Annotated in this window: 15 protein-coding genes; 8 read left to right on the top strand and 7 right to left on the bottom strand. The window is 63.0% G+C overall.

From position 1 onward, the window contains the following. Positions 1 to 131 precede the first annotated feature (131 nt). Entirely contained in the window at positions 132 to 3,830 is a 3,699-nt protein-coding gene (locus ASD63_RS16565; protein ID WP_034800832.1) for an ATP-binding protein, read from the top strand. 92 nt (positions 3,831 to 3,922) lie between these two features. Further along, positions 3,923 to 5,605 (top strand): iron ABC transporter permease, encoded by a 1,683-nt coding sequence (locus ASD63_RS16560; protein ID WP_034801377.1) that lies wholly within the window; start codon positions 3,923 to 3,925, stop codon positions 5,603 to 5,605. A gap of 289 nt (positions 5,606 to 5,894) precedes the next feature. On the opposite strand, the gene ASD63_RS16555 is transcribed toward ASD63_RS16560, so the two are convergent. Further along, positions 5,895 to 7,847, bottom strand: coding sequence for an acetoacetate--CoA ligase (locus ASD63_RS16555; protein ID WP_034800830.1), 1,953 nt, complete (start codon positions 7,845 to 7,847; stop codon positions 5,895 to 5,897). Between the two features lie 186 nt (positions 7,848 to 8,033). Between ASD63_RS16555 and ASD63_RS16550 the strand changes: the two genes are divergently transcribed. Next, entirely contained in the window at positions 8,034 to 9,851 is a 1,818-nt protein-coding gene (locus tag ASD63_RS16550) for an AsmA family protein (RefSeq protein WP_034800829.1), read from the top strand. Between the two features lie 78 nt (positions 9,852 to 9,929). On the opposite strand, the gene ASD63_RS16545 is transcribed toward ASD63_RS16550, so the two are convergent. The 4 genes from ASD63_RS16545 to ASD63_RS16530 form a co-directional block, all read right to left on the bottom strand. Further along, positions 9,930 to 10,748 (bottom strand): ABC transporter permease subunit, encoded by an 819-nt coding sequence (locus tag ASD63_RS16545; protein ID WP_034800828.1) that lies wholly within the window; start codon positions 10,746 to 10,748, stop codon positions 9,930 to 9,932. Between the two features lie 3 nt (positions 10,749 to 10,751). Further along, positions 10,752 to 11,663 carry an ABC transporter permease subunit gene (locus tag ASD63_RS16540; RefSeq protein WP_034800826.1) on the bottom strand — a complete coding sequence of 304 codons (912 nt, stop codon included), beginning with the start codon at positions 11,661 to 11,663 and terminating at the stop codon, positions 10,752 to 10,754. 4 nt (positions 11,664 to 11,667) lie between these two features. Beyond that, the gene (locus tag ASD63_RS16535; protein ID WP_034801375.1) at positions 11,668 to 12,810 is read right to left on the bottom strand and encodes an ABC transporter ATP-binding protein; all 1,143 of its coding nucleotides are present in this window, start codon (positions 12,808 to 12,810) and stop codon (positions 11,668 to 11,670) included. Between the two features lie 104 nt (positions 12,811 to 12,914). Then, positions 12,915 to 13,955, bottom strand: a complete 1,041-nt coding sequence (locus ASD63_RS16530; RefSeq protein WP_306299847.1) for a polyamine ABC transporter substrate-binding protein — start codon at positions 13,953 to 13,955, stop codon at positions 12,915 to 12,917. Between the two features lie 389 nt (positions 13,956 to 14,344). On the opposite strand from ASD63_RS16530, the gene ASD63_RS16525 reads away from it, so the two are divergent. Further along, positions 14,345 to 15,313, top strand: coding sequence for a fatty acid desaturase family protein (locus tag ASD63_RS16525; protein ID WP_051659564.1), 969 nt, complete (start codon positions 14,345 to 14,347; stop codon positions 15,311 to 15,313). Here ASD63_RS16525 and ASD63_RS16520 read toward each other — a convergent pair. Then, a complete protein-coding gene (locus tag ASD63_RS16520; RefSeq protein WP_034800820.1) occupies positions 15,307 to 16,716 on the bottom strand; it encodes an XRE family transcriptional regulator in 1,410 nt (469 codons plus the stop codon). The genes ASD63_RS16525 and ASD63_RS16520 overlap by 7 nt on opposite strands. Positions 16,717 to 16,944: 228 nt before the next feature. On the opposite strand from ASD63_RS16520, the gene aceA reads away from it, so the two are divergent. The 3 genes from aceA (at position 16,945) to ASD63_RS16505 (ending at position 19,973) form a co-directional block, all read left to right on the top strand. After that, positions 16,945 to 18,234, top strand: a complete 1,290-nt coding sequence (gene aceA, locus ASD63_RS16515) for an isocitrate lyase (RefSeq protein ID WP_034800818.1) — start codon at positions 16,945 to 16,947, stop codon at positions 18,232 to 18,234. Between the two features lie 120 nt (positions 18,235 to 18,354). Beyond that, a complete protein-coding gene (locus ASD63_RS16510; protein ID WP_034800815.1) occupies positions 18,355 to 18,594 on the top strand; it encodes a hypothetical protein in 240 nt (79 codons plus the stop codon). 269 nt (positions 18,595 to 18,863) lie between these two features. After that, entirely contained in the window at positions 18,864 to 19,973 is a 1,110-nt protein-coding gene (locus ASD63_RS16505; protein ID WP_034800812.1) for a helix-turn-helix transcriptional regulator, read from the top strand. 64 nt (positions 19,974 to 20,037) lie between these two features. On the opposite strand, the gene ASD63_RS16500 is transcribed toward ASD63_RS16505, so the two are convergent. Next, the gene (locus ASD63_RS16500; protein WP_034800810.1) at positions 20,038 to 20,919 is read right to left on the bottom strand and encodes a LysR family transcriptional regulator; all 882 of its coding nucleotides are present in this window, start codon (positions 20,917 to 20,919) and stop codon (positions 20,038 to 20,040) included. Positions 20,920 to 21,008: 89 nt separating this feature from the next. Here ASD63_RS16500 and ASD63_RS16495 point away from each other — a divergent pair, with 89 nt between their 5' ends. Continuing rightward, positions 21,009 to 21,212 carry a hypothetical protein gene (locus ASD63_RS16495; protein ID WP_034800807.1) on the top strand — a complete coding sequence of 68 codons (204 nt, stop codon included), beginning with the start codon at positions 21,009 to 21,011 and terminating at the stop codon, positions 21,210 to 21,212. The last annotated feature ends 71 nt before the right edge of the window (positions 21,213 to 21,283 follow it).

Here is a 21,283-nt window from a genome sequence, read left to right as displayed (position 1 = left end):
CACAAAATCCGGAGAATTAACCTTTCGCGCTGAAAGCCGTGACGAAGCTCCGGCCCTCGCTGGACCCTTGCGGGCCTGCCGGGTATTAATAGAGTGTTAACCCGCAAGCGATCCGTCAATAGGCCCCCTTTATGCCCGCGAGACAGTATCCCTTCATTGATATCGCCGTGCATGCGCGGGTGCGGGAGCATTTTGCCCGCGGCGACGCGGCGATCCTGTTTTCGCGGGACTTTGCGCGCATTCTCTGGGCCAACGACCAGGGCGCGGCCTTTTTCGGCGCCGGGTCGATCTATGATTTCATCGATGCGGGACCGGACCAGGGCGAGCTGTCGCTGCGTCAGCTCAAGGCCGCGGGAGCGCAGCTCGTGCGCGCCGGCGACCGGCGCCAGCTTTCGATCCGGAAGTTCTCGGGTTTCCGCGGCACACCGCTGAATGTGAGCGTGGAGATGATCCGCGTGCGCCCGGACGAGGACGCGGTGCTCTTTACTGCACCGCATTCGGGCACGCCGCTGTCGCTTGAGGATCGCGCTGCGCGCATGATCGCCGGCCTCGACGGCCCGGACACCCACATGGCCGTTCTCGATGGCAACGGCGGCATCATCGCACACTCGCCGGGCTTCATCGATCTCGGCATGTCGGACGAGACGCGCAAGCAGCTCGTCGATACGGTCGGCCGAGACCACGACTGGCTGATCAAGCGCCCGGTCGCAACGCGGAAGGGGCACCTGCCGGCCGCGGTCGGCAAGATCGCCGACGAACCGTCGCTGCATCTGCTCTTTGCTGTCGAGACCATTCTCGGCACGCTCGATCCGGACGAAGAGACCCCGGCAGCGCAAGTGTTGCCGATCTTGCCGCTGGCCGAAGAGCTGGAACCGACCGCCGAGACACCGGCCCCGGAGGCAAAGGATATCGTCGAACCGGCCGAAGCGCTGGTCGAAAGCGCTGCACCAGCCGAAGACGCTGCCCTGGCCGACGCATTCGAACAGGCGGAGTCCGTCGAACCGGTTGCCGCGCCACAGGACGATGGCGACCTTGAGGACGCAGGCGTCCACGTCGCTGCAGGCCAGGTCGCTTTACCGGAGGAACCGGAGGCGCTTGCCGCCGCAGATGCGGAAACGTCGGCGCAGGGCGTGGAGCCAGCGGAAGATGACGGCGAGCCGGCGCTTGCAGTCGCGACCGACGTGACCGCGAACGATACGCCGGTTGCCGCGGAAATCCCCGTGACGGAAGAGGTCACTCGCGAGGATGAGACGGTAGAGGCGACCGATGCCGGCACCGCTGAAACGGAACAGGCCGACTTCGCCTTCGTGCCCGGCGGCCGTGCCGTCCGCTTCGTCTGGAAGATCGACGCCGAAGGCCGCTTCAGCGAGATATCCGAGGAATTCGCCACCGCCGTCGGTCCGCGCGCCGCCGATGTGATCGGCGCCACCTTTAACCACGTGGCAGCACGCTACGGCCTCGATCCTGATCAGAAGATCGGCGCGCTGCTGCAACGCCGCGACACCTGGTCGGGCAAGACGATTTTCTGGCCCGTGCAGGGCACCAGCCTCAAGGTTCCGGTCGACCTGGCGGCCCTGCCCACCTACTCGCGCGCACGCGAATTCGACGGCTTTCGCGGTTTCGGTATCGTGCGCCTTGCCGATGCCGTCGAAGACGAGCACGCCAACGGCCTGACGTTCGGCGCCGCAACGGACATGACGGCAGAAGCTGCCGCGGAAGCGACGCCGTCGGAAGACCACGCGCATACTCCAGCGGTCGATCCTGAGACCGTCGGCCCTGAGATCGAGGAGCGGTCCGCCGACGAGGTGCAGGTCGTCGCGCAGAGGTCCTCCGAAACGGAGGCCGAGCCTGTCGCAGCTGCGCAGGATCGTGATGCGCCCCAAGACCAGACCCTCACCTCCAGCGAGGAGGCAGAGGCAGAGCCGGACCATGCAGCCGAAGTTGCCGCGGACGAACAGGTCGCCGCAACTGACGATCTCTTCCAGGGAGAGCGCCCTGCCCTACAGCTCGTCGACAACGCTGAGCCCCCCGTCTCCGACAAGATCGTCGAACTCGAGAAGCATCGCGCGGCGACCGCGCTGACGCGGGGCGAACAGGCGGCGTTCCGCGAGATCGCGCGGCAATTGGGCGAGCATTTTGGCAGGCCGGCGGAAACCGCACCGGCAGAGGAAAGCGACGCAGCGGCCGATGCAAGCACACCCTTCCCGGTAGACGCGCACGAAGCCATCACTTCCTCGACGCCAGCGGCAGAAGAACCGACTGGCGTGGAAGAAACCGGAGAAGAGACCGACGACGGCGCAGCCGAGGACGAACAGGCGAACGTGCATCTCGAGCAGCAAGGGGCAGATATCGGCCTTAGCGGCGAGATCCTCGACAGCCTGCCAATCGGTATGCTCGTGCATCGCGGGGAAAAGCTGCTGCACGCCAATCCGGAATTTCTGCGGCTCACCGCCTATGGCGACCTCGACGACTTTGTCCGGGAAGGCGGCCTTGACGCACTCTTTGCCAATGGCGAAGAGGCGACCGACCAGGAACCCGACGGCACGATGATGCTGATCCGCAGGGACGGTCAGATGCGGCCGGTCATCGCACGGCTGCACACGATCCGCTGGGAAGGCCGGAGCGCGCTGATGCTGGCGCTGACGCCGGCGGCCGCGAACGCGCCGTCGACGAAAGCAGACGATGCCATCTCCGGTGACGACGTCGACCGTCTGAAGACGGAAATCGACGAACTCAAGTCCATCCTCGAAACCGCAACCGATGGCGTTGTCATTCTCGGGCATGACGGCGACATCCGCTCGATGAACCGCTCGGCAAGCGCGCTCTTCAACTATGACGAGGGCGAGATCCGCGGCAAACCTTTCGCCGCGCTCTTCGCTCACGAAAGCCAGAAGGCAGTCATCGACTACCTGCACGGGCTTTCCGGCCACGGCGTCGCGAGTGTGCTGAACGACGGACGCGAGGTGATCGGGCGGGAAGCGAATGGCGGCTTCATTCCGCTGTTCATGACCATCGGCCGACTTTCGGCCTCCAATGGCTTTTGCGCCGTGATCCGCGACATCACCCAGTGGAAACGCACCGAAGAGGAACTCCGGAACGCCAAGCGCGCCGCGGAAACGGCCAATGCCCACAAGACCGAGTTCCTCGCCCGCGTCAGCCACGAGATCCGCACGCCGCTCAACGCGATCATCGGCTTTTCCGACATGATGGCGAGCGAGCATTTCGGCCCGGTCGGTCACCCGCGCTACATCGAATATGCCGGCGACATCGGCCGGTCGGGCCGCCACGTGCTCGATATCGTCAACGATCTGCTCGACATCTCGAAGATCGAAGCAGGCGAAATGGAACTCGATTTCGGCGCCGTCGAGATCAACGACGCGGTCTCTGAAGCCGTGTCGCTCGTCCAGCCGCAGGCCAACAGCCAGCGCGTCATCATCCGCACCTCGCTTTCGGCAGCCGTGCCGAACGTCGTGGCCGACGGCCGGTCGATCAAGCAGATCGCGCTCAACATTCTGGCGAACGCCATCCGTTTCACGCCTTCGGGCGGCCAGATCGTGGTGTCGACCTCCTACGAGGCGAACGGTAGCGTCATGCTGAGGATCCGCGACACCGGCGTAGGCATGACCCGCGGCGAACTGGACCAGGCGATGAAACCGTTCCGGCAGGTGACGACAGGCGCGCGCAAGCGTGGCGACGGCACCGGGCTCGGGCTGCCGCTCACCAAGGCGATGGCGGAGGCGAACCGCGCCCACTTCTCGATCACCTCGGCACCCAACGAGGGAACGCTGGTGGAAATTTCCTTCCCGTCACAACGCGTCTTGGCGAACTGAGGCCGGATGCTATAAGGAAATGTTGACTTGTGGTGGCCAGTTTGCTGGCCGCCATTGGCCATTTCTTGCCGTCATGCCGCGGAATCGATCGATTGCAGTCCACATCTCAGAGCATCAAGCGCCGCCATGCGCGTGCCGGAACCGGTCTTTCGCATCCCCTGCTGGCGACATGGGCCGGATTGACATCGGTGATCGTGCTGATGCCGATCATCGCGATCGCCTGGCTGGCGATCTCGGGCGGCGGCGGCGACTGGCCGCATCTGATGCAGAACGTCATTCCGCGCGCCACCGGGCGCACGCTGCTCTTGATCTCGCTGACGGGTGCCGTGACCGCCTTCGTCGGCATCCTCACGGCCTGGCTTGTCGCAAGCTGCGAGTTTCCGCTGCGGCGCTTCCTGTCGGCAGCACTGGTGTTGCCGCTCGCAATCCCCGCCTATCTCGCTGCCTATGCGTTCGGCGAGCTTTTCACCTTTACCGGGCCGGTGCAGGGACTGATCCGCGCGATCTTCGGCTTCAAGACGAGCCGTGACTACTGGTTTCCGGATATCCGCTCGCTCGGCGGCGCCGTGCTCGTGCTGAGTTCGGTTCTCTATCCCTATATCTACCTCGCCTGCCGTTCGATGTTCCTGATGCAGGGACGCGCGGCCGCCGACGTCGCCCGCACGCTCGGCGCCGGGCCGCTGAAGGTGTTCTTCCGCATCCAGATCCCGATGGCCCGCCCGGCCATCATGATCGGCCTGACGCTGGTGGCGATGGAAACGCTGAACGACATCGGCGCGGTCGAATTCCTTGGCGTGCAGACGCTGACCTTCTCGATCTTCGACACCTGGCTGAACCGCGGCAGCCTCGCGGGCGCCGCGCAGATCGCCTGCATCATGCTGGTCTTCGTCATCGGCCTGATGATGATCGAGCGGGCCGCACGGCGACGCCAGCGCTTCTCCAGCCAGAAGACGACGTCCGCCGTCCACGATGCTGCCCGGCTCATACTGTCCGGCTGGAAGAAGTGGGCCGCCATGGTCGCCTGCCTGCTGCCCGTGGTTTCAGGCTTTGCCGTACCCGTGCTGATCCTCGGCAATTATGCGCTCAAGCGCATCGACCAGTTCATCGAGCCGCGGCTGCTCAACGCGCTCTTTCATAGCATCCTCGTCTCAGGTGCGACCGCAACGGTGACCGTTCTGCTCGGTTTCGTGCTCGCCTATGCGGCGCGCACGGGGCATTCTCGGGTGAGCGACATCGCCGGGCGGCTCGCCTCCTTCGGCTATGGCGTGCCCGGCACTGTTCTTGCGATCGGCGTGCTCTTCCCGCTGGCCGCTCTCGACAACATTATCGATGCCGGCATGCGCGATACGTTCGGTATCTCCACCGGGTTGATGATGACCGGCACCGGCTTTGCGATCATCTACGCCTGCAGCGTGCGCTTCCTCACCATGGCCGAGGGCTCGCTCGAAGCGGGTTTCCAGAAGCTTTCGCCGCATCTCGACATGGCGGCGCGCGCGCTCGGCCGGACCGGCGGCCAGACTTTGCGCACCGTGCTTTTGCCGATGATGCGGCCGGCGGTACTGACCGCCGCTCTCCTCGTCTTCATCGAGACGATGAAGGAGCTTTCGGCAACGATCATGCTCAGACCCTTCAACTTCAACACGCTCGCCACGCTCGTCTACGAAGACGCGTCTCGGGCCAAGGTCGAAGACGCTTCGGTCGCCGCGATGATCATCGTCGTCGCCGGCATGATCCCGGTCATCCTCGTGTCGCGGTCGCTCGAACGCCGCTCCTGAGCCCCGTTCAGCAAGGCCTGGCGGGCGAGAAACGCATAAAAAAAAGGTGGCTGGGAGGCCACCTCGATAGTTGAATGCTAAACCAACAATCGCTCGAGAAGTAACGACGTCATGTCCGCGACGGCATCTCTGCCGAACGCCGATCCAACATCGATCGGCCTCAAGTTGGCATGACCATGCGCCCCCAATCCTTAACAAGACCTTACCCGCCGGATCCGCAATTTTAGGGATTTTTCAGCAAGTCTGAAGCCTTGGTTAATTCCAATCACGCGAATCCGTTAACGCGCCCTCAATTTTTAAGGGCATCCAGTCCGGCGTAAAGATCAAGCGCCTCGGGGTTGGCGAGCGCCTCCTTGTTCTTCACCGGACGGCCGTGCACCACATCACGGACCGCGAGTTCGACGATCTTGCCGGACTTCGTGCGCGGGATATCGGCGACCGCGATCACCTTTGCCGGCACGTGGCGCGGCGAGGCGCCGACGCGGATGCGGTTCTTGATCGCCTTCGTCAGGTCGTCGGTCAGGGCGACGCCGGCGGCGAGACGAACGAAGAGAACGACGCGCACGTCGTCTTCCCAGTCCTGCCCGATGCAGAGCGCCTCTGCGACCTCCTCCATCTGCTCGACCTGATTGTAGATTTCCGCCGTGCCGATGCGCACCCCACCGGGATTAAGCGTCGCGTCCGACCGGCCGTGGATGATGATGCCGCCATGCTCTGTCCATTCGGCGAAGTCGCCATGGCACCAGACATTGTCAAAGCGCTCGAAATAGGCGGCGCGATACTTGGCGCCCTCGGGATCGTTCCAGAACATCACCGGCATCGACGGGAATGCCTTGGTGCAGACGAGTTCCCCCTTCTCACCGCGCACCGATTGCCCCTCATCGTTCCAGACGTCGATCGCCAAGCCAAGACCCGGCCCCTGGATCTCGCCGCGCCAGACGGGCTTCAGCGGGTTGCCGAGGACGAAGCAGGAAACAATGTCGGTCCCGCCCGAGATCGACGCAAGCTGAACGTCAGACTTGATGCCTTCGTAGACGAAGGAGAAGCCTTCCGGCGACAGCGGCGAACCGGTCGAGGTCAACAGCCGAAGGGTGGAAAGATCATGCGTGTTGGCCGGTACGAAGCCGCCCTTGCGCACGGCGTCGATGTATTTCGCCGAGGTGCCGAACACCGCGAACGTCTCGGCTGCGGCATAGTCGAAGAGCACGTTGCCGTCGGGATAGAAGGGCGAGCCGTCGAACAGGCAGAGGGTCGCGCCGACGGCCAATCCGGAAACCAGCCAGTTCCACATCATCCAGCCGCAGGTGGTGAAATAGAAGAGCTTTTCGCCGCGGCGAAGGCTGCAGTGGAAACGATGCTCCTTCAGATGCTGCAGCAGGGTGCCACCGGCCGAATGCACGATGCATTTGGGAACGCCCGTCGTGCCCGAGGAAAACAGCACGTAGAGCGGATGGCTGAAGGGCAAGCGTTCGAAGGTCAGGGTTGTTGCCGCAAACGGCGCGATGAAATCGGCAAGGGTTGCGCCACCCTCGATCGAGGCCGCCAGCGCGGCGCTGTCGCCGGCATAGGGAACGATCAGCGCCGGCACGCCAAGGGCCTTGGAGACCGCGCGAACCTTCACATCGACGTCCTGGCCCTTGCCGTTGTACCAATAGCCGTCGCAGGCAATGAACAGCTTCGGCGTGATCTGGCCGAAACGATCGAGGACGCCCTGCTCGCCGAAATCGGGAGAACAGGACGACCAGATCGCGCCGATCGAGGCGGTCGCCAGCATCAAAGCGATGGTTTCGGGCATGTTCGGCATCATCGCCGCAACGCGATCGCCGGGGCCGATACCCTGAGCCTTCAGCGCCTGCTGCAGGCGCGACACGAGCGCGCGAAGCTCGTCCCACGACAGGCGATACTCGACCTTGTCTTCACCGCGGAAGACGAGCGCGTCGCCGTCGCCGGTTTCGCGAAGAAGGTTCTCGGCAAAGTTCAGCTTCGCGTCGGGGAAGAAGCGGGCGTCGAGCATGCGGTCGCCGTTGACGAGGGCTGTTGCGCCGCGTTCTCCGATGACGCCGCAGTGCTCCCAAACCGCGGTCCAGAAGTCACCGCGCTCGGCCACCGACCAGGCGTGGAAGGCATCGTAATCCGCAAAGGTTCTGCCGAAGCGTTTGCTGCTCCAGGCGATGAATTCGGCCATGGGGCTATGCGCAAGGATTTCCGGACCTGGAACCCACAACGGCTGCTCTGCGTGCATGCTTTCCTCCACTCCTGCTCCATGCCCTCTATACCATGCTGCATCGCAAAATAAACAGCACCGGAAAGCGCCTCGTCATCGCGTGGACGACATTTACCTGTCTGTTGCCTGTCCGTCGCATTTGATTTCTGAGGACCGAAGGCCTATCCAAGCTCACGTGACCCAAGCGACGGCGACCAGGCGGACATGAGACGTAAATTTCTGCATATGATGCGCGACGTACGCCTGTTGTCGCAGCTGCGGCGCCGCCATTTCCTGTGGCCGGCCGCGATCGGCGTCGGGCTTGCAGCCGGCTACAACGCCGTCCTGCCTCTGGTGATTTCGACGACGAACGTGCGTCCGACCGTGGAGCATATGCTGGACGCCTGGTCCGGCGGAAAGAGCCGAATATCGGGCAATCCCGAGATCAGCTTCTGGCCGGAACCGACTTTGACGCTCCGCTCGGCGACGATCGAAACTACGGATGGATCGTCCCGCAAGCTCGCGCATATCGGCAGCATTACCGCGACGTTCAGCCTGTTTTCAGCGATCGACGGCACACCGGCGCTGGACGATATCCGGCTGATCGAGCCCGTCGTCACGCTCGAGCGGCACACGGACGGCACACTCAACTGGCAGCGGCCGCACTGGCTGAGTACCCCGGACACACAGGCTGCCGAGAAGGATACGCCGTTCGGCGATGTCACCGTCGAAAACGGCCGCCTGCAGATCATCGACCTCGTCACCAACCAGACCCGGGAATTTTCCGGCATATCCGGAACCGTCTCCTGGCCTTCGTTCACCAAGCAGCTCAGCGCCCGGCTTTCGGGAAGCCTTGGCGGACAGACGGTGGCCTGGACGCTCGAATGCAACGAACCGCTGATGCTGCTGACCGGCCACGATGCGGCGCTCAAGACGTCGCTATCCTCGGCGGCGCTCAGTCTCTCGTTCGAAGGCAACGGCAATCTCTCCCCTGCACCGACTGCCGCGGGACGGCTGCAGGTTTCGACGGCCTCGCTGCAGGCCCTTGCCGCCTGGTACAAAGGCAAGGCGGCGGGCGCATTGCCGGACAGCGGCTTCAGCCTCAGCGCCAACGTCACCAGCGGTAAGGCCTCGCTGAAGCTCGACGAGCTTCAGCTGACGCTCGGCGGTGCCAACGCGACCGGCATCCTCGACATCTCCACGCCGATCGACGATACCCACCGCGTCGAAGGCACGCTCGCCTTCGACCGCATCGATCTCAATGGGCTGCAGCCGTTCATCGACCCGCTGGAGCCGGACGAACTCACACAACAACTCGGCGACGCGTTCGCGCGCAGCTGGCGTGCCGATGTGCGGCTGTCGGCGCAGGAGGCACTGGTAGGCCCGCTACGGCTCGAAGATCTCGCCGCCGGCGTCATCATCGATCACGGGCGCGCCTCCATCGACGTCGCCGACAGCACCTATGCCAATGGCCGGCTCAGCGGGCGGCTCGCCGCTTCGGAAGAGGGGCTGGCCGGCGGTGGCCGTCTGGAACTGGTGCTGAAGAATGCCGACCTTGCCGCCGCCCTTGCTGACTTCGGTTTCACCGGCCCGGTTCCGACCGGCCGGGGCAATGTCAATCTGGACCTTACGACGGAACACCCGTTCTGGCGCGCGCAGGTGGCCGAGGCTTCCGGCCGCATCAGGCTTTCGCTCGCCAACGGCAACCTCACCGGCTTCGACGCAAATGCCTTTGCGAACCTTGTCCGGGCCGGAGAATTCTTTTCGCTGGCGCAGGCGAGCGACGGCAACTTCGCCTTCCAGACGGCGGATATCGAAGCCAGCTTCGGGGAAGGGTCGGCGCGGCTGAACCGAGCGCTCTTTGCCGGCCAGACCGGCAATCTCTCGGTCAACGGCGTCATTCCCTACCGCAGCGGCAGCCTGGCGCTCGCAGGCACCTACACCGACACATTGAATGCCGGGCAAAGGCTGCGTTTCTTCGTCGGCGGTTCCTGGCCGAATGCAGTGATCTCACCCCTGTCGGTTCTTGGCGAACCCAACTGAAAACGGCCGGCGTCAGAGACACCAGCCGTCGGTTCGTGGCGGACAAGCCGCGTCACGCTAGTCTCGAATTCGCACCGTTCAGGACTGGGCGAAGGCCGCCCGCTCGTCCCGTTCGCGCTGCGCCTCGCGCTGCTTGGTGACGATCGAGGCAACGACCACCCCGATGGCGACGACACCGATGAGGATGGTGCAGATCGCGTTGATTTCCGGCGTCACGCCCAGCCGCACCTGGCTGTAGATCTTCATCGGCAGCGTGGTGGCGCCCGGTCCCGTGGTGAAACTCGAGATCACCAGATCGTCCAGCGACAGCGTGAAGGCGAGAACCCAGCCGGAAAACACCGCGGGCGCGATGACCGGAAGGGTGATCGAGAAGAAGGTCGTGACCGGCGTGGCGCCGAGATCGAGGGCTGCCTCTTCGATCGACCGGTCGAAGCTGAGCAACCGCGACTGCACCACCACAGCAACGAAGCACATGGTGAAGGTGATGTGCGCCAGCGTGATCGTCCAGAAGCCGCGGTCGAGACCGATGGCAACGAACAACAACAGCAGCGACAGGCCGGTGATCACCTCGGGCATGACGAGCGGTGCATAGACCATGCCGGAAAACAGCATGCGGCCACGGAAGCGCGTGTAGCGGACGAGCGCCAAAGCCGCGAGCGTACCGAGCACGGTGGCGAAGGTCGCCGAGATCAGCGCGACGCGGATCGTCACCCAGGCGGCATCGAGCAGCGCCTGGTTATGCCAGAGCTGCGTGTACCATTTGGTCGAAAAGCCCGCCCAGACGGTGACGAGCTTCGATTCGTTGAAGGAGAAGATCACCAGAAGCACGATCGGCAGGTAGAGAAAGCCGAAACCGAGCACGATCGAGGCGATGTTGAAGCGTGACCAGTTGCCCATGTCCTACCTCCCCTCGCTGTCGGCTTTGGCCTGGGCGTTCTGGAAGTAGACGATCGGCAACACCAGGATCAGAAGCAGGATCGTCGCCACGGCCGAAGAGACCGGCCAGTCGCGGTTGGCGTTGAACTCGTTCCAGAGCGTCTTGCCGATCATCAGCGTTTCCGAACCGCCAAGCAGGTCGGGGATAACGAATTCGCCGACGGCTGGGATGAAGACCAGCAGGCAGCCGGCGACGACGCCCGCCAGCGACAGCGGGAATGTCACGCGCCAGAAGGCGGTAAACGGCGTGCAGCCGAGGTCGAGCGCGGCCTCCGTCAGGGTGTGATCCATCTTCTCAAGCGACGAATAGATCGGCAGCACCATGAAGGGCAGATAGGAATAGACGATGCCGATATAGATCGCCCAATTGGTGTTGAGGATGATCAGCGGTTGGTCGATGACGTTGATGCTCATCAGGAACTGGTTGAGCAGCCCCTCGGGTTTGAGGATCGCGATCCAGGCGTAGACGCGGATCAGGAAGCTCGTCCAGAAGGGCAGGATCACCAGCATCAGCAGCGTCGGGCGAATGGTCTTCGGCGCTTTCGCCATACCGTAGGCAACCGGATAGGCGATCAGCAGCGTCAGCACGGTCGAGACGCCCGCGATGATGACGCTCGACACATAGGCGTTGAAGTAGAGGACGTCTTCCGTCAGCCAGACGTAGTTGTCGAAGGAGAATTCCCGCGCCTTTTCAAGGATGCCGGACAGGCCGCCGAACAGATCGAAGACCGGCGTATAGGGCGGCATGGCCACCGCCGTCTGCGACAGCGAGATGCGGAAGACGATGAAGAAGGGGATCAGGAAGAAGAACAGCAGCCAGGCATAGGGGATGATGATGACGAGGCGGCTGAAGAGGGCGGATGCGACACGGGTCATGGCCTCAATCCTTCAGAACGACGCCGGCATCTTCGCCGAAGGAAACCCAGACCTCCTGGTCGTAGCCGAGCGGATCCTCGACCGCGCGCACCGCGTTGAGCGACGAGGCCTTGATCACGCGTCCGTCCTTCAGGCGCACGTGGAAGACGGTCATGTCGCCGAGATAACCGATATCCCAGATCTCGCCCTGAACGGTGTTGACGGGCGCGTGCGCCGGCGGCTGGCGGCTGACGCGGATCTTTTCCGGGCGGACGGCGACGGCGGACTTGCCGCCGGCAGCCGGCGTCTCGGGCGATGCCATGCGGATCGGGAAACCGTTGGTGCCCTCAAGGCGCACATAGCCGCCCTCGGCGCCGGAAACAGCGCCCTCGAAAATGTTGACGTCGCCGATGAAGTCCGCGACGAAACGGGAGTTCGGCGCCTCGTAGATTTCGGCAGGCGTCGCCACCTGAATGACCTTGCCGTGGCTCATCACCGCGATGCGGTCGGCCATGGTCATTGCCTCTTCCTGGTCGTGGGTGACGACGACGAAGGTGAGACCGAGTTCCTGCTGCAGATCCATCAGTTCGAACTGGGTCTCCTCGCGCAGCTTCTTGTCGAGCGCGCCGAGCGGTTCGTCGAGGAGCAGCACCTTCGGCCGCTTGGCAAGTGAGCGGGCAAGCGCGACACGCTGGCGCTGACCGCCCGAAAGCTGGTGCGGCTTGCGCTGGGAAAACTTTTCGAGCTTCACCAGCTTCAACATCTGGGCGACGCGCTCGGCAATATCCGCCTTCGGCATGCCATCCTGCTTCAGGCCGAAGGCGATGTTCTTCTCCACGTTCATATGCGGGAAGAGCGCGTAGGACTGGAACATCATGTTGACCGGACGCCTGTAGGGCGGAATGCCGGCCAGGCTCTGTCCGTCGAGAATGATCTCACCCGACGTCGGCTGTTCGAAGCCGGCGAGCATGCGCAGAAGCGTCGACTTTCCGCAGCCGGACGCACCGAGCAGCGCAAAGAACTCGCGCGTGTAGATATCCAGCGAAAGGTCGTCGACGGCGGTGAAATCGCCGAACCGCTTGGTCACGTTCTTGAAGGAAATGAATGGCTTGGAAGCGGGATCCGCCCAAGGGGCAAAGGACCGCCGGATACTGCCGAGAGACTTCATCATCTATCCCCGAATGATACAGCCGATGGGCACTCTCGTTTTCCCCGGTGCCCCCTTAAGAAAATTGCCCGGATTTTGAGGTCCGGGCAATTCGTTTTCCGCTCTTACTGGCCGGTTACGACCTTTGTCCAGAGACGGGTCAATACCCTCTGCTCTTTCGCCTCGAAGGGCGTCACCGTGAACAGTTTCTGCATCACCTCTTCCGTCGGGTAGATGGCGGTATCTTCCATGACGGCCTTGTCGAGGAACTGCTGCGAGGCCTTGTTGCCGTTGGCGTAGAAGACATAGTTCGATGCCTTGGCGACGACCTCGGGCTTCATCATGTAGTTGAGGAAGGCGTGCGCCTCCTCGACGTGCGGTGCATCAGCCGGAATCGCAAGCATGTCGAACCACATCTGCGCGCCCTGGGACGGGATCGCGTAGTCGACGGTCACACCAGCCTTGGCTTCGGCCGCACGGTCGCGGGCCTGGAAGACGTCGCCGGAAAAGCCGATTGCAAGGCAGATGTCGCCGTTGGCGAGCGCGTTGATGTATTCCGAGGAATGGAACTTGCGCACATTGGGGCGGATGCTCGCCAGCAGCTCAGCCGCCTTTTCGAGATCGGCCGCCTCGTGGCTATCCGGGTTGAGGCCGAGATAGGCGAGCGCCGAAGGCATCACGTCGGTCGGGGAATCGAGGATGTGGATGCCGCAATCCTTGAACTTCGCCGCCAGTTCCGGCTTGAAGATGACGTCCCAGTTGGGCTTCTCGTCCGTGCCAAGGATCGCCTTCATCTTGTCGACATTGTAGCCGATGCCGGTTGTGCCCCACATGTAGTCGATGGCATAGTCGTTGCCCGGATCGTACTTGGCCGTACGCTCCATGATCACGTCCCACATATTGGAAAGGTTCGGCAGCTTCGACTTGTCGAGCTTCTGGAACACGCCCGCGGCGATCTGCCGCTGCAGGAAGGTTGCCGTCGGCACCACCACGTCGTAGCCGGAGCCACCTGCAAGCAGCTTCGTCTCCAGGATCTCGTTGGAATCGAAGACGTCGTAGACGACCTTGATACCGGTCTCCTTGGTGAAATCTTCCAGAATGCTGCTGTCGATATAGTCCGACCAGTTGTAGACGTTGACCACGCGCTCCTGCGCCGAGGCCAGCATGGTCGAGCCGGCCAGAACGGCTGCCGCCAGGGTTGTGACGATGAGCTTGGACATACAACTCCCCTCTTGGTTTTTTCGTATCGGGCCCGGCACGCCGGGACACCGTCCAATCCGCTTCGTTCAGGCCGGAGGTTAGGCATCTTTCTCGATAACCTCAAGCGCTTTCGTGCCGATAAGAAGCGCCGCCCTGTGGGCTCATCAGTTTCACAAGTCGAAGAAAAACGGGCACTTATGGCGCCTTGCTTCCAGCCTGTCGCCTTCGACCCGGCCGCGGCGGCACCGTTAACCATAGCTTTGCCGCCTCTGTACGGACCGCCATTTACGATTGATTAACCATGATCGCCATGCGATTTTCCCGACAGTTGCGGTTCAGGATCTCAGGTGTCGTCATGGGTGAGCAGATCGTCGGCGGGAAAAGCCGCAGGATCGATCCGAAGCAGTTGAAGCGCCTGTCGGTGCTCGAGCCGCAAAAGGCCCTTGCGGCAATCGCATTCGACTGGACGATGATCGCAGCAGCCATCGCCGTCAGCGAGTATTTCGGCAATGTCTTCGTCTACCTGATTGCCGTGGTGCTGATCGCCGGACGCATGCATGCGCTCGGCTGCATGATCCACGAGGCGGCGCACTATCGCATCATCCGCAACCGGAAACTCAGCGACTGGATGAGCGACCTGCTGCTCGCCTGGCCGGTGCTGGCCACGGTCGATGGCTACCGCCAGAACCATCTCGCCCACCATCAGCACGCCAATAGCGACGAGGATCCGGACTGGACAGCGAAGCTCGGCATGCCGCAATTCACCTTTCCGCAAAAGGTTGCGCGCGGCGTCACGCAATTGCTCGGTTACCTCGTCGCGGTCAATTCGCTGCGCGACATGCTGCATATGGCCAAACGCATGGGCAAGAACGACCGTTCAACGCTGCAGTACAAGCTGCTGCGCGTCGGCTTCTACGCCGCCGCCGCCGCGATCTTCACGCTCTTCGGCATCTGGCGGGAAGTGGCGCTCTACTGGGTGGTGCCGTTCCTCACCTTCTTCTGCCTGTTCCTTTATATACGCAGCGTCGCCGAGCATTTCGGCAGCATGGACTATAGCGACGAACTGACGAGCTCACGCACCGTCTATCCGCACGCCTGGGAGAAGCTGTTCTTCGCGCCCCACAACATCAACTACCACCTGGAGCACCATCTGTATCCCGGTGTGCCGTTCTACAATCTACCGGAACTGCACGCGATCCTGATGCGCAACAAGGCCTATGCTGACACGGCCCATATCACCCGCGGCTATACTACCGGGCTACCGGCGGAATGCTTTGCCGCGAATGCGCCGCTTCTGCCCAACCAGCACCCCGTCAGCTACTGAAAATCGAAAACGCTGAGCCCGGTCGCCATCTCATCAAGTCCGAGCGGCCGGGTAACGGGCGGCTCGGCACGCGCCAGGCAGCCCTGGCGCTCGCAGAGCCGACAGCCGGCACCGATTTCGACCGCCGGCAGCAGCACCGAACCGTAGACGGTCTCGTCGGCAAACGAAGCTTCGCAGCCTAGAAGCAGGGCTGTGCGCCGGACGCGCTCGTGGAACGCCGCCTGCGGACCCTCCAGCGTGCGTGCGATGGTCAAGAATGCAGCGCCGTCGGGCATCTCGACACGATCGACCAGTAGCTGGCCCGGCACTGAGAAGGCGGCATGGATATTGAGCTTGGGACAGCCACCGCCGAACTTTGCCTGAGGGAAGCCCGATGCGCCCGCCCTCCGCAATCGGTGGCCGGCATTGTCGATCTCCATCAGGAAGAATGGCAGCCCTTGGGCGCCCGGCCGTTGCAGCATGGTCAGCCGGTTGGCCGCCTGTTCGAAGGAGACCTGGAAACGGGCGCGCAGGACATCGAGGTCGTACTTCGCCCGTTGTGCGGCGGCGAGGAACGCAGCATAGGGCATCATCAGCGCATGCGCGCCATAGCGCGCCAGCTCGAAGCGAGCAATACGGCGTGCCTCCGCGGTCGAAAGCCGTAACGACCCAAGCTCGGCCGTGATCGCCTCGTGGCAGGCAATCGACACGGCCTCCATCGCGATCTCGCGCAACTGGTCGTAGGGCGACAGCCGCTCGGAAACGAAGAGGCGCATGGAGTGCCTGTCGAAGCGACGGCGCAGGTTCGGCATGGCATGGACCGGCAGGCTGCGCACGACGAGGCCATGCTCCTTCTTCAGCCAGGCCTTGAGCGCGCCGATGAGATCATCACCCGGCGAGAGCGCCTCGTGGAAGGCTTCCGCCGCCGCCTCGATGCCGGCAAAATAATTCGGCCGCCCCTCGAAGGTCTCGCGTACCTCGTCCATCGGCAACCGTGTGCCCGAAAGCGCCTCCATGTGCCCCTGCCCCGCCAGGAGGTCAGCCAAGTCCCTGAGACGCGCTGCCTGCTCGCGATAGGCGCGGTAGAGCTTGACGACGCCGCCGGCAGCATTGGGGGCCGCTTCTGCCACCTCGATCAGCTCCTGCTCTCCCGGCAGCTCGGCCGACAGCAGTGGATCGGCGAAAACCTCGCGCAATTGCGTGAGGCTGCCGCCGGTTTCGCCCTGCAACTCGTCGAGGTCGACCTTGTAGACCGAGGCAAGCTTCAAAAGCAGCTGCACCGTCAGCGGCCGCTGGTTGCGCTCGATCAGATTGAGATAGGACGGCGAGATACCGAGGGCCTCGGCCATGGCCGTCTGCGTCAGCGACAGGCCGTTACGAATGCGCCTGACCCGCGGGCCGGCAAAGATCTTGTTCTCGGCCATTTGTAACTACCTTTACAATCCGCTCAACGCAGGGCGTTTTACATTTTTTACAAATTTACTTCGCCGCCCTGTCAAAGGCAAGACAACATAACCCTTTTGATCTCTGCAAACGACCGTTTCCAATAGCCGAATACTGCAGCGCAATGTAAAAACTGTCACATGAACTCGAAACACAAGTCGCCATACGACAAAAGTCGAATGGGTGTTTGATTTTGACAGGAGGAAGTAATGACTGATTTTTACAAGCTCGTTCCCAGCGCACCGCAAGGCCGCTTCGATGGCGTCGATCGCCCCTATACCGCAGAGACCGTGAAGCGGCTGCGCGGGTCGGTCGAGATCCGCTATTCGCTGGCCGAAATGGGCGCGAACCGCTTGTGGAAACTCATTCACGAAGACGACTTCGTCAACGCACTCGGCGCACTTTCGGGCAACCAGGCAATGCAGATGGTGCGCGCCGGCCTGAAGGCGATCTACCTCTCCGGCTGGCAGGTCGCAGCCGATGCCAACACCGCTTCGGCCATGTATCCGGACCAGTCGCTCTATCCGGCCAATGCCGCGCCTGAGCTTGCCAAGCGCATCAATCGCACGCTGCAGCGCGCCGACCAGATCGAGACCTCAGAAGGCAAGGGCCTTTCGGTCGACACCTGGTTCGCACCGATCGTCGCTGACGCCGAAGCCGGTTTCGGCGGTCCGCTCAACGCCTTCGAGATCATGAAGGCCTTCATCGAGGCGGGCGCTGCCGGCGTCCACTACGAGGATCAGCTTGCTTCGGAGAAGAAGTGCGGCCATCTCGGCGGCAAGGTGCTGATCCCGACGGCAGCCCATATCCGCAACCTGAACGCGGCACGGCTTGCCGCCGACGTCATGGGCACGCCGACGCTGGTCATCGCCCGCACCGATGCGGAAGCGGCAAAGTTGCTCACCTCCGACATCGACGAGCGCGATCGCCCCTTCGTCGACTACGATGCCGGCCGCACGGTCGAAGGCTTCTACCAGGTGAAGAACGGGCTTGAGCCCTGCATTGCCCGCGCCATCGCCTATGCGCCGCATTGCGACCTGATCTGGTGTGAGACCTCCAAGCCGGACCTGGAACAGGCCCGCAAGTTCGCCGAGGGCGTGCACAAGGCGCATCCGGGCAAGCTGCTCGCCTACAATTGCTCGCCGTCGTTCAACTGGAAAAAGAACCTCGACGACGCGACGATCGCCAAGTTCCAGCGAGAGCTGGGCGCGATGGGCTACAAGTTCCAGTTCATCACGCTTGCCGGCTTCCACCAGCTGAACTTCGGCATGTTCGAACTGGCGCGCGGCTACAAGGCACGGCAGATGGCCGCCTATTCGGAGCTGCAGGAGGCGGAATTCGCCGCCGAGGTCAACGGCTACACCGCGACCAAGCACCAACGCGAAGTCGGCACCGGCTACTTCGACGCCGTCTCGATGGCGATCACCGGCGGCCAGTCCTCGACAACAGCCATGAAGGAATCGACCGAGCACGATCAATTCCGCCCGGCCGCAGAGTGAAAGCCCGGCGGGAGCGTGGCAATCCCTGCCCGCTGCGCTCCTGCCGACCCCTCGTAAGTGAAATGGATGCGGGCGGAAAACCGCAAGCACCTCCAGCCTCGAACCTCAAGGAGAAGTCCAATGACAGTCCAGACACGCGTCAAGGAACGGGCCGAGGAACAGTCTTCGGCGATGACCCCGGACCAGCAGGCGGCAATCCGCATGGTCGCCAACGACCTGCACCGCCTCAACCAGTCCGTCATGAAGGCCGTCGATGCCGGCGTTTCGGTCGAGCTCGTGCGCTCCGCCCGCCACCACGGCGGCGAAGGGAACTGGGGCGACCTGCTGATCCCGGTTATCGTCACCCAGGGCCGGCCATGATGCTCGCCACAACGCTGTTCGCGACGATCCTGCTGTCGCCGCTAGCGCTCCGCCACACAGCTGTGGCCGCGAACGTGAGAGCAACCAAAAGTTGATTTCACCGAAACCGGTTGAAAGTGGGAGAAATTGGAATAGCCGGCTCTTTGCCGGCTATTCTGCGTTGTCAGGATGGCAACGCACGCAACGAATGCTTGTCTCCGCTATTTCAGGTTGATCGAACCCGTGATGCCTGACTATATTAGGCATACCTGTCTTAGACAAAGGCACGCATGTATCGTTCGACGAAACCTGCAGATACCGCCGAACTGACGGAGCTGATCTACGGCGCCGCCTTTGGCGATTGCGGCTGGCAGGATTTTCTCGACCGGCTGACGACGACCATGCCCGATGGATGCTCTGCGCTCCACTATCATGACCTCACAGCGCCAGCGTCGTGCGTGCCCTATGTCTCCGGCTTTACCTCTGATGCCATCGACCAGTTCAACGATCACTTCGCGGCGATCAATCCCTGGATACCGAAATCGGTTCTCGTGCCGGTGGGCCGCGGTCTCTCCGGCGAGCATATCGTCTCGCGCTCGGAGCTGATGAAATCGGAATTCTACAATGACTGGCTGAAGCGCCAGACCGGCAGCGAGACCACCGTCGGCGTGACCATCGTGCGCAGCCCGACGCGGACCCTGCTCGTGTCGACCTGCACCTCGTCGACCGACGAGGAACTCAACCAGCAGGCGGCGGACCAGTACACGCTTCTTGCGCCCCACCTGAAGCGCGCCTTCGACTTCCTGCGGCGGCGCGACCTGATGATGGCCGAGCAGCATGAGGGCCGGACCCTGCTCGATACGATCGGCGTCGGCGTGATTTATGTGGGCGGCAATCTGCGCATCCGCTCGATGAACCACAACGCCGAGCGAATGGCGGCGAACGGCTCACCGTTCCGGGTCGCGGTCAACGGCCGCCTGTTCATGGACGAACCGGAAACCAATGCGGCGCTCGAGCTTCTGGCCTCGCCGGTCGGCGCACCGGCACAGCCGCAACTGCGTGTCGTCAGGACCGCGGAGCACGGCGCCTTCCGCATTACCTTGGTGCGGCGAAGTGCCAGCATCTTTACCGAACTTCTCGACGGACCGACTGTGGCGGTTCTGGTCGAGCCCGCGACGTCGCTGCTCGGCGATCTCAGGCACGACCATCTGAAGGACAATTATGGTCTGACCCCCGCCGAAATCCGCATCGCCTGCGGTATCGCCGCCGGCCTGACGCTGAAGGAAATGTCGCAGGCCAACGGCGTCAGCTATGAGACGATCCGGACGCAGCTCAAAAGCATCTACGCCAAGACCCGGGTCAACTCGCAGGCGGCACTCGTCAAGCTGCTGATGCGCTGACCCATATACAAAAAAGACCACGGCGGTAGCGTTCCCAGCAGCAGGGTTCAGTCCTTGCTCCGCCTCAGCTGCGGCGCGGTCGCTTTCCGGCAAAGATGTCCACGTGACTACGCAACAGCCTGGTCATGCGGTCGACGACCGTTCGTATTTCCTTGCGGTGGCGATCCTCATTGTTCATGACGATCCATTGCCGGTGCCGGAGCGCCGGGATCTCCTCGCCGGCGCGCTCCAGCATCGGATCGAGATCGCCGACGAAACAAGGAAGCACCGCACAGCCGGCGCCGGCGCGGGCGAGATCGAGCAGCGAGCGCGGCCGCGTGACCGTGGCGACGATCCGCCCCTCCCAGCCCCCCTTCATCTGCTCGTGCGGCCAGCGCAGATAGGCGGAGATCGCCTCCTCCTCGCCGACGGCCACCCATCGCGCGCTCGCGCCCGACGGCGCGTTCTTTTGACGATAGGCGGCATAGGCGACGTCGCCGACCGGACTTGCCGCCAGATAGGCCTCCTCGGGCTCGAAGGCGCGGATGCCGATATCGGTCTCGCGATAGGCGAGGCTGGCGCGTGTTTCGCCGACCGTGATCGCGAGGCTGAAGCCGTCCCTTTCGGTGCAGAGCGCCGGAAAGTTCTCCGCCAGCAGCCAGGCGATCCAGGTACCGACGGTGATGCGGACCGTTACGCCCTCGCCTTCCTGCCGCCAGCTCTCGACCCGGCGCGCCGCCGATTCCATTTCCTGAAGCTGCTCGAACAGCAGTTCACCATCGCCGGTAAGCTGGTAGCCGGTCTGGCTGCGCAGAAACAGCGCGCGGCCCGTGCGCTCCTCGAGTTCCAGCATCCGCCGGCCAACGGTCGCCGGGCTGGAGCCGAGCGCCTGCGCCGCTCCGGTGAGCCCACCAGCGCGCGCCACGCTCATGAAACAGCGATAGATATCCCAATCCATGTCTTTCATCGGTGAAAAACATAGAGCGATACCCGATGTATGTAAAACTAGTTTTGCTGCATAAAAGAAGTGATGCCCATCAACTAAGGAGCATCGCGATGGAAATGATGGCAATGGTCTACATCGCCGACATGGCCCTGAAAACGCGCCGCTGGGACGAGGATTTCGATCCGAAACCGCCCGCCCTTCTACGTCGAACCTTCACAACACTCGCGGCCGCGGTCACCAAGCGACGCAAGAGCAGCCTCTACGCCGATAAAAAAAGCACCGCGAAGCCCTGCGGCCACGCGGTGCAATGTTAGCCCCTGCCCTTGTTATATCGCACGGCACCGGTTGCCGTGCTTTCGGCTGGCGGCGTTGCCTGCCGCCAGCG

Origin of the sequence: Ensifer sp. Root558 (assembly GCF_001427045.1) — a bacterium.
In the GTDB taxonomy this organism is placed as follows: domain Bacteria; phylum Pseudomonadota; class Alphaproteobacteria; order Rhizobiales; family Rhizobiaceae; genus Ensifer; species Ensifer adhaerens.
This window is presented reverse-complemented; position numbering and strand designations above follow the sequence as displayed.